General features: G+C 51.7%; 9 protein-coding genes. All 9 read right to left on the reverse strand.

All coding sequences use genetic code 11. From position 1 onward, the window contains the following. Positions 1-7: 7 nt before the first annotated feature. Positions 8-2,680 (reverse strand): PQQ-dependent sugar dehydrogenase, encoded by a 2,673-nt coding sequence (locus tag NGM62_RS09545; protein ID WP_262247473.1) that lies wholly within the window; start codon positions 2,678-2,680, stop codon positions 8-10. A 6-nt stretch (positions 2,681-2,686) separates the two neighbouring features. Continuing rightward, positions 2,687-3,694, reverse strand: coding sequence for a Gfo/Idh/MocA family protein (locus NGM62_RS09550; RefSeq protein WP_262247475.1), 1,008 nt, complete (start codon positions 3,692-3,694; stop codon positions 2,687-2,689). A 38-nt stretch (positions 3,695-3,732) separates the two neighbouring features. Further along, positions 3,733-5,400, reverse strand: a complete 1,668-nt coding sequence (locus tag NGM62_RS09555; protein ID WP_262247477.1) for a RagB/SusD family nutrient uptake outer membrane protein — start codon at positions 5,398-5,400, stop codon at positions 3,733-3,735. Positions 5,401-5,421: 21 nt separating this feature from the next. Further along, complete coding sequence (locus tag NGM62_RS09560; protein ID WP_262247479.1) at positions 5,422-8,802, reverse strand: TonB-dependent receptor; 3,381 nt, start codon at positions 8,800-8,802, stop codon at positions 5,422-5,424. A gap of 73 nt (positions 8,803-8,875) precedes the next feature. Continuing rightward, positions 8,876-10,012 carry a FecR family protein gene (locus tag NGM62_RS09565; protein WP_262247480.1) on the reverse strand — a complete coding sequence of 379 codons (1,137 nt, stop codon included), beginning with the start codon at positions 10,010-10,012 and terminating at the stop codon, positions 8,876-8,878. Between the two features lie 102 nt (positions 10,013-10,114). Beyond that, positions 10,115-10,630 (reverse strand): RNA polymerase sigma factor, encoded by a 516-nt coding sequence (locus tag NGM62_RS09570; protein ID WP_262247482.1) that lies wholly within the window; start codon positions 10,628-10,630, stop codon positions 10,115-10,117. Positions 10,631-10,749: 119 nt separating this feature from the next. Next, entirely contained in the window at positions 10,750-12,471 is a 1,722-nt protein-coding gene (locus tag NGM62_RS09575; protein WP_262247483.1) for an FAD-dependent oxidoreductase, read from the reverse strand. 3 nt (positions 12,472-12,474) lie between these two features. After that, entirely contained in the window at positions 12,475-14,001 is a 1,527-nt protein-coding gene (locus NGM62_RS09580) for a DUF4127 family protein (RefSeq protein ID WP_262247486.1), read from the reverse strand. Positions 14,002-14,098: 97 nt separating this feature from the next. After that, positions 14,099-14,992: a hypothetical protein gene (locus NGM62_RS09585; protein ID WP_262247487.1), complete on the reverse strand. Its 894-nt coding sequence runs from the start codon at positions 14,990-14,992 to the stop codon at positions 14,099-14,101. Positions 14,993-14,997 lie beyond the last annotated feature (5 nt).

The following is a 14,997-nucleotide window of genomic DNA, read 5'->3' on the forward strand; positions in this document are numbered from 1 at the left end:
TTTCTCCCTATCGATTATAAAATTTCAGCCAATCGATGCTGAATAGCGCCTTATCCCCTACCTCGTCATTTACAAATACAAAATAGAGGTCATGCACGTCACCGATGTCATCCACCAACCCCATCATTTCCTTCCAACCCTCTTCCGCACCGCTGAAATTACCCGCTGGTATTTCCAAACGGGAAACCACCGGTCCGGCGATACTGTCCAAGCGTACCTCGATGGTGCCTCCCGCACCGCTGGCCTGTACCCGGTAGCCAACACGGCGCACATGCGTCAGGTCGATATTCCGGAAAGAAATATAACTTCCATTCTGGATTCCGTACACGTAGGACATAAAGGCCGTGGTCACCGTAGCAATCCGTACATTTCCTGCATCGAAATCCTCTGCCTGGATCTGCGGATTGCGTAGCAGGATATGGTCGCTGCCGTTCAAGGGTTGGATTCCGTTTGCTCCTTGATCCGTATAGCGGGCACTAAGCAAGTACGCACCGTCCGTGTCTCCCTCGCTATGGCTGTCAAGCTGCAGTACGCCGCGTGGCGGCAACTTCTGCCGCCCGGCACCGAGCGATAGGATATAACGGACCATTTCCCGCGCATCTCCCTCGGCCAACTCGGGATGTGGTGACATCGCCCGCTCTCCCCAGTTGCCGCTGCCGCCATCGATTATTTTGTTGACCAGGAGCGCTTCTGCCCCCGGCTTATCCACATAGCGGGCAGCCACGGCCTGATAAGTAGGGCCTACGGATGCTTTATCGATGGAATGGCACGACTTGCAATCCAGGTTGGCAATCAGCTGCTGCCCTTTCAGGTAACGCAAGCTGTTCGGATCCTGTCCGCCGCTCAGCACCAGTGCTGCGTCTTTGCCATGGGGTATATAGCCGAATGCCAGGTCCACATCGTCCATGGATACATTGTCTTCCTTATCGCTTGCTTCTACCGCATAATCCAGCGTACCGCCGTCCCAGTAAAAGCTGCGGTTGGCCGACGTACGGATGTGTACATCCGGTGGTGTATTGCCTACATAAACCCGGGTCGAAGTAGTCCCTTCACCGCCGTGGCCATCGCTTACGGTCAGCTCCACGTCGTAGATTCCCGGCTTGGCAAACGTATGGGAGACGGTCTCGCCGTGATTGTCTTCATCCTCCATGCGCCAACGGAAGGACAACTCGTCTCCGTCGTCGTGGTCCATGGATCCACCGGCCGATAAAGAGACGGTCAACGGTGCCGCCCCATATTGTTTGTCGACCACTATCGAAGCCACCGGTTTACGGTTGCCCTCTGCGTATTCAATCCGCACCAAACGGGCATTGGTATTCTTCGAGAACCAGTTTGTACCGTACTCTAGCAGATAAATCGCGCCGTCAGATGCAAATTGCATGTCCACCGGCGCATCGAATTTCCAATGGCCTAGGAAAGGTTCCATTTCCTTGAAGTTTCCTTCCTCATCAAAGCTTACGGCCATGATCCACCCCCTGATCCATTCGAAGATGAAAAGCTTCCCATCGTAATATTGGGAAAGCTTATACGGTGCATTTTTAAAATGCTTGCTGTGATAAACGGGGCCTGCCATGGCGCTCGCTCCACCGTTGCCTACCAGCGGGAAGTATGTTGAGTTGTTCTTCCCATACCAGATCATTGCCGGCCTTGCTGGGGGCAGTTTCTTCAGTCCCGTGTTGTTGGGCGATTCATTCATCGGCTTCGATGGATCTTTTCCGGGACCGAGTTCCCCCGTTGCATAATCATATTTCCCGAACACCTCGTTATTACCCAGGAAATACGGCCAGCCGTAATAACCCGGCTCGCGCACCTGGTTGATTTCGTCGAAGCTCATCAACTCCCCGTCCGACGCCTTCAATTTCGTATCCGGGCCAACGTCGCCGAAATACAGGTAACCCGTCTCCGCATCGATACTAAAACGGTAGGGGTTGCGGGCACCCATCACATAGATTTCCGGCCGTGTACCTGCTGTACCTTTGGGAAACAGGTTGCCTTCCGGTATGGCATACCCCCCTTCGGGCAGTGGCTTGATCCGCAGTATTTTCCCCCGGAGGTCGTTGGTGTTCGATGCCGTGGCCTGATCGTCGGAAAGCTCCCTCCCGGGGCGTTCATCCACTGGCGTGTAACCATTCGTTTCCTCGGCATTGGTATTGTCGCCCGTAGACAGGTAGAGGTTTCCATGCTTGTCGAACTTCAGGTACCCCGCAGAATGGCAGCAGTAGATACGTTGCGTTGGGATTTCAAGGATGACGGTCTCGGTGGACCGCAGCAGGCTGTCGTTGCGGAACTCCATCCGCGACAACCGGCTCACCGCCTTCTCGCCCCCCACCGCATAGTAGAAATACAGCCAGTGGTTCTTCTCGTAATCCGGATCGGCAACGACGCCCAACAACCCATCTTCGATGCCACTGAATACCTCCAAATTCGCCACTGCACGGAGCTCTTTCGTAGCGTCTTTGTACAACCTCACCCCGCCCTTGCGCTCCACGAACAGCACATCGTTTCCGGGAAGGATAACCATTTCCATCGGTTCATCAAGGCCTTCGGCGAGTACTGTCCGTGTATAACGGCTGCTGTCGGGTTTCACGGTCGGATCACTGCTGCCTGTACGGTTGCAGGATGCCAGCGAAGCAGACAAAATAACTCCCAAACAAAAGAAAATCAAAGGTTGGTTCATCATTTGTTGTTAGAATAATAAAGAGGATAAGGAAACGGGGCTCCCTTGGTTTCTGCGGCTTTCGTCGGCTGCCTGCATGAAAGAAAAAAGTTCCAACGTCTCCGCAGCAGTGACCGGAGGCACTTTACTGTCAAAGAACTGGATAATCTGATCAATCAATTGCTTATACGTATCTTCGGAAAACGGTCCCAATGGTGCTGTTCCTTTTTCGCCGAATGCCGTACCTGCTATTCCTGCCGGCCATTTCCGCACACCCCGAACCGTACCCATCCGCCCGTCGTCCCAGGTACCGATGATGATATCGGTATCTTCTTGGTACAGCCGGGTCACGGATATACAACCCCGTCCTAAGACGGCATACAGCATTTCCAGGCCATGCAGCGCGTACCACGCCATATCCAGGTGGCTTGGCTCCATTTCTGCCGGCGTAAACACATCAGCCCCGGTCACGCGGCCGATGTTTCCCGCCACGACCTTTTGTACATTTGCGTCAAAACGAAGTGAGGAAGAAGAAAAGAAAGGGGTATTGTATTTTTCTGCGGCAGCAACGATTGCTTTTGCTCCTTCCAAGGTTGCAGACAGCGGCTTGTCGATGAACACAGGTTTACCCGCCTTCAGCACCGGGAGCGCCTGCTCAAGGTGCGGAACCCCGTCGATCGTCTCCAGCAGTACCACATCACAAGCATCCAGCAACTCGTCCATACTGTTTACAAGCATGGCGCCATGCTTTTGCACGGCGGCAGCGATCTTTGGCTTTACATTAAGGATATCGCGGTTCGTTTCGGGATGGTAAGCCGCCACCACACGGAAACCACGCATCTCTGTACTACCCGTATTAATCATCCGGGTAAACACTTCGCTATGCGAAGTATCCAGACCGATGATACCGATTCGCTTTCCCCGTGGTACCCTTAGGGTACGCGCCTGCAGCATCGGATGGTATAATATCCCTGCTCCCACGGCGACCGAAGAAGCGGCTTTTACAAAACCTCTTCGATTATATCTTTTCCCTTCCATCTTTCCAAATTATACTGATAGTGGCTTTCTAAGTTATACTAATAATTTGAATGTTGCGTCAGCTTATTGTTGGAACGGTCGATCTCGACCTGCGGAATAGGGAAAGGCCAACTATCTGTCCCCGCATCCCGGCCTTTATCCGCAAACCCATACGTATCATAAAACGTCTGCATGGTGTTGGCATAGTCGCCCCAACGGATTAAATCATAGAGCCGCAACCCTTCCAATGCCAGTTCAGCACGGCGTTCGCGTTTGATGGCTGCCAACAGATCATCCGATGCTTTTACGGCGTATGTCGATTCAAATAAAGGTTCACTGATCGGCTTCAGGTCGGCCGCAAACTTCCGGAAAATAGCCGGATCATCCGTCTTCGACGTGGTGACAAAAGCCCGCCGCCTCACTTCATTGATCCGCTCCACCACGTCGGCAGTGCTGCCATTGCTCTTCAACGATGCTTCTGCATAGATGAGCAACACTTCCGCGTAGCGTATCCAATACGGCTGCCAGTTGCTGCGCAGCAGATCGTTGTTCTCGCGGTATTGCTGTGGAACGAATGCTTTGCGGCTATGCTGCAGGTTATAGTCGTTGAAATAGCCTTGGTAGTTATGTACCTCCTGTCCGCCAGCTGAGGTTCGGAATATGTCGTTGTGGCTAATGATGGTAAACAACTTCCGCGGATCGGTCGGATCGTATGAAGCTGCCAGATCCCGCGTGGGTGTATTTCCGCCGTACCCGCCTACGTTGTTTCGTCCCACATTCATAATGGCGAAGGCATCCCCGCCTAAACCAAATGCCGGATTATAATCGCGCAATACACCGAAGATATTTTCGCTTGAGAAGGGTCCCGTTTCGTAGTCGCCCCTAAACAGGTCTTGAAAATCCGGTAACAGGGACAACCCACCGTTTTCCACCACTTCTCCCGCTGCGGTTCTGGCAATCGTGTATTCTGCGGCAGCATCGCCGTCCATACGGCCTTGTTCCATCAGCCCCGCAAAAAACAATGCGGCTCTCGCCTTCAAGGCGTAGGCTGCATCTTTTGAAGCTCGCCCTGTCTCCGACGCGGCTAGCTGCATCGACCGCGGAAAATCAGGCTCGTTGATCGCTGCATCCAGATCATTGTATAACTGCTCCCGCAATGCGACGATACTGGCCTTTTCCTTACGCGTGGCGGTTTCCTCAACGGTGGTTATCAATGGCACTTCCTTGAATACGGTGATCAGGTCAAAATAATACCATGCACGCAAAAAACGTATCTCGGCCAAATAACGTGCAACCGTCTCTTGGGGGATTGCGACGCCACCCGAAACCAGATTGCCTCCTTCGCGCATAATAGCATCCAATGCAATGTTGCACTTACCAATGCCCCTATAACGATTCGACCAACATTCGAGCAAGAGCGGATTGGAGGTCAGCGGGCGCCCCCGGCCCACTTCCGTTGTCTGGGGACGATCGCCCGGGTCCGACCCGCCGGCATCGGCATTGTCTACTACTTCATCGCCCAGCGCCACTTTATTGACGGAATATCCCCAGCCATCCAACATAGGCTGATAACAACTGGTCACCAATTTGATGCCCGCATCGTTTGTTTTAAAAAAATCCTGCTCGTTTGTCACACCGTAAGGTGGTCTATCGAGAAAATCACCGCTGCATCCGGAAATCACCAGTATGAGGGCGGTTATGCCTAAAACATATTGTTGCTTTTTCATTTCAATAGCTTTTTGAACGAGCTAAAAGCTCGCATTGATTCCAAACATAAATGACTTCGCCTGTGGATAGTATCCTTGGTCGACCCCCATACTTAACGGCGACCCGCTTCCGATTTCCGGATCCAACCCGGAATAGCCGGTAAACGTCAGCAGGTTATACCCACCGGCCCAAATACGGATGCTTTGGAGTTTGATGGCTTCCATCATGAACCGGGGAAATGTATAGCCCACCTGCAAGCTCTTCATCCGCAGGTACGACCCATCTTCCACCAACCAATCTGACACTTGCAGGTTATTGGTATTTACGGCATTGATGGCAAACTGTGTGTTGCTGGGGTTCGTAGGCGACCAAGCCTCGTCCAACAGCTCCCTTGGGGCGTTATACCAGCCCACACCTGATTTCATATCGATTTTAGCGATATTCATGATGTCATTCCCCAATGTTCCCTGCACCACCATCTGAAGGTCGAAGTTTTTATAATCAAGCCCCAGCCGCAGCCCATAAGTCAAATCCGGGAACGGATCCCCGATGTTAGTACGGTCATTGTTATCGATGACACCATCGTTATTGGTATCTACAAACCGTAGGTCGCCCGGCCTGGCCCCGGCCTGGATATAATCGTCCACCTCCGGCTCCGACTGGAAGATACCATCGGTTTTAAATCCATAGAAGTACCCAATGGGCATCCCTTCTTCGGTTCGCGTAGTTGTATAGCTGATCCAGCCTCCCCCGGCAATGGGCTCTCCGCCACCTAAGCTAAGCACCTCATTCTGAAACGTTGATGCATTCACACCGATGGAATACCCCAACGCTCCGGCTTTATCCTGGTACGATAAATCAAACTCTATCCCCCGGTTGCGTACCCCTCCGGCATTGCTCCAAGGGTTGTTTGGAAAGCCCAGGTATACCGGCAGCGGCACGTTAAGCAACATGCCATCTGTGGTTTTCTGGTAAGCATCGACGACTACGTTCAATTTCCGGTCTAGGAAACCGAGTTCCAATCCTACATCAATCTGTTCGGTGGTCTCCCACTGAACCAGTGGATTGCCTAAGTAGTTACTTCCCCCACCCAGTTGGGGAACATAGGGTCCAAACAGGTAATAGCCCATATTGCCCGAATAGGTAGTCAGGTAGGCGCCCCGGCTAATGTTCTGGTTACCGATCTCGCCCCAGCTGGCACGGAGTTTTCCCGTATTGAGCCAGTCCCAGCCTTCGAGGAATGCTTCGTCCTTAAAATTCCATCCGACGGAAACCGAGGGGAATGCACCCCATCGCTGCCCATCACCGAAATTTGAGGATCCGTCGTATCGAAAATTGGCGGTAACCATGTATCGTTCTTTGAATGAATAAAACACCCTGCCGAAATAGGAATTGAGTGCCATCTCCCATTTGGAACCGGATGCGCCCGGATTGATGCTGGCAGCGTCGATAATCCACTGGCTCGGATCATTAGACACCAAACCCTGTTTAGAAGCACCGGTAGACTCGCTTTTCCATTGCTCGGCAGAGGTACCTGCCAACAGGGTGAAGTGATGATCATCCATCCTTTTTTCGTAGGATAACGTGTTTTCCCACACCCAGTAATCCGTCTTTGAATAACTTTTACTCACCGTTGCATCCGAATTGAACTGTTCGCCATCCAGGTAATAGGCGGGTGTAAAACCATCCGACACCCCCCGGGCCATATCGATACCGAAATTACTCCGGAATTTCAACCCTTTGTACAAATCAATATCCAGAGCGGTGCCCCCTTTAATGGCATTGCCCCGCCACTTGTTCGCTTCATAAATAGCGGTTTGCGACACAGGGTTTTGCTTATTCGTCAGCAAAATCGGTGCATAAAACGACCAGGGGTTATTCTGATCGATGCGATCCAGGAAAAAAGCATCTTCTAGGAAGCCCGGGATATTGGTCAGGTTAGTCCGATATACCGGTGATATCGGGTCAGCCGCAAATGCGATGAACGCCGTATTGAAGCCCGGGCTTCCTTCCAGCACATTCCCCCGAGTTTCATTGATCAGCCCGAAGTTTCCTGAAAGCCGCAACCATTCGCGGATGTTGTGATTGAAATTGCTACGCCAGGACAAACGGTCGTAATCTGACCCTTTGATAATCCCTTGTTGATCCATGTATTGCAAGCTGGTCCGATAGGCGAGGTCTTTCATCCCACCGGATATCGAAACACCATGATTTTGGACAACCGCATTCCGATTGTTGATTTCTTTCCACCAATTGGTACCTTCTTCATTGCCAAAATTGGTCCGCAGGAAATCCAACACCTCCGATTTCTCGTCTTCTGAAAAAAATGGGTCCAGACCCGCATTTACATTTGCCAAGTTTTTATAATCCATAAATTCAGCGGCATTCATCATATCATAGGTTTTTACCGGATTCTGGAAACCCACATGGGTATCATACGTAACAAGGCTGTGGAGTTCATTGCCCGTCATCGACCCCTTTGCTGTCGTAACCATGATCACACCGTTGGCGGCTCTGGCGCCGTAGATAGCGGTTGCAGAGGCATCTTTTAATACCTCCATAGACGTAATGTCGTTCGGGTTGAGCCAGCCGATGTCAGATTGGGGTAGCCCGTCTACCACATACAGTGGATTGTTATCATTCAGCGTCCCCACGCCCCGGATCCGGACCGCAGGCGGCGTACCCGGGCTTCCCCCGGTGGAAGTGATCAATACCCCCGCCACTTGCCCTTGCAGCGCTTCCGTCGCATTGCGCACGGGCATATTCTTGATATCCTCGCCTTTGATTTGGCTAACGGCGCCGGTGAGGTCCCGTTTCCGTTGAACCCCATATCCAACCACCACCACTTCCTCCAAATTGGAAGACTGCATAGCCAATACCACGCGGATATCCCCTTCGCCTACGGCCACCTCCTCTGATTCATAGCCTATGATACTAAAAACCAGCACATCGCCTTGTTGCGCTTCGATAACAAATCGGCCATCCTTTCCCGTAGTCGTACCGCGCTGTTGCCCTTTTACCATCACCGAAACCCCTTCTATCGGTGCATTCACCGAGTCGGTAACCGAACCCGAAACAGGCTGTTGGTGCACGGAGGCTTTTTCGACGGTATTTTCCGCTTGATCGTGCCGTTTATCACGAACAACAATCGTGTTTTTTTCAATCTTGTAAGTTAGCGGTTGGTCCTTAAAAATCACGGCCAGCGCTTCGCCTATCGGCGCCTGGCGGATGTCAATCGTTACACGATTCGCCCGCTTCATCTGGGCATCGCGGTACACAAAGTCTACATCGCTTTGCTTGCGGATTTCATCGAAGATATCCACCAAGAGCCCGTTCCTGACATTTATGGTAACGCGTTGGGCCAATGCGGCCGCATTTACCTGAATGCAGGTTAGCAACATGAAAAAAGTCAATAATCTCATTTTTTGTTTTTTTGGTTATAAAAAGTTATTCAATTGGGATCGGCTATGTTTAATGATGTTTCATACGCTCTTTCTATTCATTAGGGTTAACAATAATTGTCCGGTCTTCTATGGTAAATGTGACGCCTCCGGTAAGCTCCAAGACACGCAAGACTTCGCTGAGTTTTTTAGACCTCGCTATTTTGCCGCCGAAGGCTTCGTTCGGCACGGTGCCGCGATACGCTACGTCCATGTCATACCAACGCGCTAATTGTTGCATAATCTCACGAATGGAAGAACCATCAAAAACGAAATCGCCATTTTTCCATCCCATGGCCGATTCCAAATTGGCGACCAGCTTTTCGGTATGCTGTGCTGTCGTGACCGCTTGAAAGCCCGGTTCCAGCATCAGGGGTTCAGCCACGGGGCTATGGTGCACGGGGTCTATGCCGCTTACACGCACTGCGCCATGCACCAGTGTAGTTACCGTCTGGGGCGACTCTTCATAAGCCGACACATTGAACCCCGTGCCGAGCACGGTTACCTCTTGCCGCCGGGTCTTCACCGTGAACGTCGCCTTCCCCCCTTCGCGGCTCTGGCGGCTGCTAACGTCAAAATAGGCTTCACCGTTGAGCGTAACGATCCGTTCGCTGTCGTCGGGTTGCAACTCAAATTCCAATGTCGTTGCCGCATTCAACCAGACCTCCGTGCCGTCTGGAAGAATTACCCGGTACTGACCGCCCCTTGGGGTTGCTATTGTCATCCGTTGCAGATCAAGCTGTACGGGGCTCTCGATTGAAGAACCATCCAGGTAAGTAATATGGGGGCCTATTAAAATGCCTTCCTGGTTCTCGTCCAGGTCTACCAGCGTTCCATCGGCCAGCTTAAGCACAATGTGGTTCCTGCTCGTTTGGATAGCCGCGATTTCCTGTACAGTCGTCTCCTCCCCAAGGTGCCGGGAGGCCTTGTACTTATAGAAATAAATACCTGTCGCTACCACAAACAAAACGGCGGCCGCTGCTACAAAACGGCGCAGGTGCGCCGGGCGTCGTTTGCGAGTATGTTTCCAAACCTCTCTTTTCAGCCGACCCTCATCTATCGCTATTTCATCCCGCTGCTTTTCTTCGTCTAGCAACTCGTGGTACCATAATTCCACCAAACGTTGTTCCTTTGGTGAACACCGTCCGTCGAGATACCGCCTCAATAATTGTTCTACCTGCTTCTTATCCATAAAACCACTGTCGACTTGTTGTGCCCAAAGGGGCGCGGGAGCCGTGCGCTTTCTAATAAGACAAGATGATTACCGCCTTGTGTAAGACGAAAAGAAAAAAAACTAAAAAATTCCCAACTTCAATCGGAGTTGCCGGATGGCATTACTGATTTGCTTCTTGACCGTGTTTTGGGAGATATGCAGTTTACCTGCAATTTCATAGTAAGTAAGGCTATGCTTCCGGCTTAATTCGAACACTTCACGCATTTTATCCGGCAACCGGTTTAGCTCGTCCTCAATTTGCCGTGCCATTTGCTTTTCCCGGATGGCAAAATCTGCCGGGGCTTCCATCTGCTCCGAAAAGTGTACCAATGAAGCTAAATATTTATCCTTCACCTTGCTTCTCAGCAATAGGTTTAATATCCGGTTACGCACTAATGCGTGGAGGTATGCAGAAAGCGAAATCCTGGGCTCGATGGCATGTGCCTTTTCCCACAGGGTGGTAAAGGTATCCTGTAGTACATCCCTGATTTCATCTTCATCTCGCAATAATCGACGTGCCTGTCGGAACAATATTGGCCAGTATCGATCGTACAATGTGGCAAAGGCAGCCTCATCGCCTTCTCTAAGACGTTCCATCAACATTTGGTCGTTCAATGTTGCTTTGCGCTGCATCCGAATCTACGATCAGTGACTACAATCCATCCGCTATGATTAGTTGTTCATCTTACGAGTTTCTTCTTGATACCATGGGTAGTCTATTGCTGTTCCGGCCAAGCAGTTTCGATACCTTGGCTTCGGATAAATGATTGGAAATCCGCAAGGATCTTTCCGTCTTTCCGCACTTCAGCAGGTGTTAACGCCTTCTTGTGGGCATACGAAATAAGTAGCCCGACCGCTTCTCCGATACTCCACTCCACGGGGTGGAGGCGATAACATCCGTTGGTGATGTGTGTCGTTCCGATATTTTTATTGGCCGGCAGCAAATTCTTCATCCGGATGGGCAGCAGGGCCCCCAACGGAATCTGAAACCGCAAGGAATCAAAATCAACGTAATTTACCCGGTTGCTGCTGGGATGCAGATCGATGTGATAATAGCCGATACCCACACTATCGTAAAATTCGGCGGCTTTGTCTTTATTGGTCTGCGCAACCCTTTCACGGTTTGCTTTGCCTACATGTTCCTCACGTATCGTAAACAACGCTTTGATGCGGCGCGATTCACGTACATAAGGGTATTTCGCCAATCCGTCGCTTGTACCCATGATGTCTTTTCGCAGCCGTAGCCCCGGCCATCCTTTTCCGCCGTCTGGCCTGGGAGCTTCGGTTTGCAACCAATAAAGCAACGAAAGGCTCAATACCTTGGCGGCCGCTACATGCTTGTTAAATTCTTCTTCGGAAACCCCCACAATGTTACCCAGCATGTAGTCGTTCTGTGGCCAGTTTACCAACGTAATTTCCCCCGGGTACGTTCCGGGCACAAAATTAGCCTTACTAATAATTTTCCGGTAATTCCAAAGGTTCAGCGCATCGCCCGTTTCCCCTCCCCGGGGGTCAAACCCCAGTTTTTTTGGCTGAAGCGTTTTCGGATTGGAGTAGTGCAATTCCAGTAATTTTCCCGGCCAGGGCGGGGTAAGGTCTGGCACGTGATTCCGCCAGAAGGTATAATTGTCGGGTTTCTTGATGGTATGGTCTTCCCCCGGTATATAATCCATTGCGAAGCACATGGTAAACGCCTGGTTGTTGGACGGGTCGGCTTTTTCGGGCGCATGCAACTCATCGGTGTCCGTTTTCGACTCCGTTCCCGTAACAAACTCCGTTCCCGTAAGCGGCAATAAATCGCCCAGCTCTGTGGCGTCCACAAAAAAAGGCGCCGCCAGCTTTTTCATGGCTCCGGTCCGGCTTTCTTTTACATGGATTGCGTTCACTCGATCGCCATCTGTATCCGCGGCGGTGACCTTGTGCTCCAACAACAGTATTAGCTGTCCGGTGCTGAGGTATGGATTTAGCATATCGGTCAGCACGGCCAGGGCCACGCGTGGTTCGTGGCACAACTGCGACACAACACCGTTTCCGGGGTTTAATAGCGGATTATCCTTCGCCGCCTCAGTTAGCGGATAGTTTTTCCGATAGTAATCCCGCACGCCGTTCCGGAAGTCGCGGTACAGCTGCGTAGCACCGGTCGTTTCTATCCATGCGTGCTCATCGGGCGGCACCCCTTGCTGGGTCAGTTGTCCGCCGATCCAATCGGTTTCTTCGGTCATGATGACCGACTGCCCGTTACGGAGGGCAGCCATCGCTGCGGCGAAGCCACCCAAGCCGCCGCCCGCAATAACGACATCTGCTTCCAGCTGTTCCGTTCCATCGGATTTCTTAATCTGTTTAACCGCTGCCTGTGCAGATAAGCTCGATAACGGAGCAACTGCAAAAAGGCTGCTACCCACTGCTAATGTTTCTAAAAAATTCCTGCGTCTCATCATCTGTTAATTAAGGGCGCATTCGATATCAAAATCAATTTCAGCCTCAAATGTACGGTTCCAAGGTAGGGAAAAGCGGATATCGCCTATGCATTTGCAATGTATTTGTTGCTTCTCGGTGGCTACGTCTCTAAAAAACGTCTCGGTAAACCCGTCAAAGAAATCATGCATCAGCGTTCTCGCATATTGCTCCACGCCACGGGCTTGTTCCTCATCCATGATCAGTGATCCCAGACCTTCGGCTTTCATGTAGCCCTGCGTTTTTTTCCTGACTAAGTTATGGTAATAATAATCGTCCATTACGCGATGTAGCGTAAACCACCGATGTGCGGCCATGACCTTCCGGCTCGTCGCCGGATCGGTCATAAGCCGACTGTCTGTCAACGTAAAGATAAGCCCTTGGGGAAGTACGGTCCCAATCGTGTTACCCGCTGTATTCCACGAGGCATAGCCGCTAAGGCGCGGCATCAGCCCCTCGCGGATCAACAACGATGTAAAGGTCTCATCACCGCCCTGAATATTTCCGATGGGATCCACGTCCGCTACGGCCACCCGTTTTCCTTGCTCCACGTATCGGGCTATCTCTTCCACAAATGTTTCTGCCCGGCCGGCTACATCGCGGGAGGCAAATACAAAAAACAGCAGGTCTGCTTCTTCCTCGTCCTGCACTTCGCTTGCCCCAGCAGCCGCTAGGTGGTGACTCACGGTTTCCCGTAGCGGCACATCTTCATAGGGCATTACGGTATTGGCCTTTTCTTCCGAGCAATAGATGGCTTTCACCGCGGTACGCTGATGATGGAACGTGTTCAGGGCCCGGGCCAGGAGCAGCATAGACACCTCGTCGGCGCCCGGTTGTATCGCTACTTTGCTGGTTACGCCGAGTTCTTTGATTGCCTGTTTCAGCTTTTCCCGGTCTGCAACATGAATGCCAACCGGCGAGGCATCGTCTTGCGAAAGGATCAGGAAATCGACCACGCCCTTTTTGACCAGACGGATGGCCGCTAGGTTACTCTGCAGGTTCCGCTTGCGGGCCCGGAGGTAGTTTTTCAGTATATGCCCAGGGATTTCCTTTTCGAATTCGGCCGTCCGTTGCCGTGATGCCGCATCCGTGGAGGCACTGATTTTTGCCCATTCAGAAAATTTACTGTAATAGGCCGCATTTTCTCGGTCATATGTCAGCGCTAGCCGCATGATGACATTCTGTGCATAAATCTTTAGTCCGGGAGCCTTTGAACGCATCTCCTCCAATACCCGGATCCGCCGCAGCGCTGCTGACGAGCTCACCTGATACGTACGGGAGCCGACCAATCCGCCATACGCCAGCATGTCGACGGCTACGATGGCTGCATCATAAGTCGACAGATCCTGCGAACGGATCCATGAAACGATCCGATCGGATTGGCCGGGTTCCATAAACCGACCCCACAGCGCCCGGGGAGGCAAGACCACATCCACATCGCCGATCTCGCCCATCTTTTGGGGAAATTGCCAACTGCTTGGTCGATCATCCAGCGGCACCAGCAAAATTTTCATCTTTGCAGCTACCGGACCAATCCCACCACATACAATGAGCGAGAATAACCCTATCCATCTGACTAACCACACCCTAACCGTCACCATCTGATTCTTGTTAATAACCTGATCCGCTTATGTTTATTTTCTCCGCGCCAACCTTCAGTTCTTCGTCGGTGGCAATGATATTAAAATGGTTCCGTCCGGGACATCGCATATCGGTAAACCGCTGGTTGTGTACCGGAACCTCCACGACTTCCCCTTCGTACAGCCGGAAATAATGGGTTTCCTTCCATTCGGCTCCGGTCACTTCTGTTTGTGTAGGCTGTACAGGTTTACCTTCGTTGGCCACCTGGTCAATGGCGTTCACCCGCTTGAACTCACCGAAGCTATTCACGTTATATCCATCGCAATCAAAGTCACGCTCAAACCGCTTACCTTCGCCGGCGACCACAAACCGGATTTTTTTGTTTTCCAGCACCCTGATGGATATCTCTACCTCATCTCCCGGATACCAATAGTACTGACTTTCAGCAGGTGCATTCTCGTAGGCTGCCTGCTGCCCCGTCGCGGAATAGCCTGTCCGCCGGAGGAAAGGGCGGAATGCCCGGCGGTCGGCCGTCACGTTCCCGTTTTCATCCCGGATCACCTCCCATGTCAATCCGATATCCGTTTCCTGGCCGCCCATGTTGCCGCCCAGATAAATCGACGGATTGTCGAGATATTGCCCGGGCTTGTTCGGATTTTTGCGGTTTTCATCAAAGGTGATTTGCGGCAGCACAACCTTTCCGCCGATACCCAGCCATTTATCTTTACTAGATACCACTTTCCGGTAATAAGCGCCGCTGAAACACGGCAGCGTTTCACTAGGCCGTACTTCTCCCTTAAAAAACGTGGTAATCGGATCCCCTCCCGTTTCGGGTTCATCCGGAGTTGCTTTTTCCTCGCTGCAGGCCAGCAAAACCGTCCATAGGAGCATTGCAAAACCGGCAATAAATGATAATTTCTTCATATTCG

It is taken from the genome of Parapedobacter soli (assembly GCF_025460835.1).
Taxonomy (GTDB): domain Bacteria; phylum Bacteroidota; class Bacteroidia; order Sphingobacteriales; family Sphingobacteriaceae; genus Parapedobacter; species Parapedobacter soli.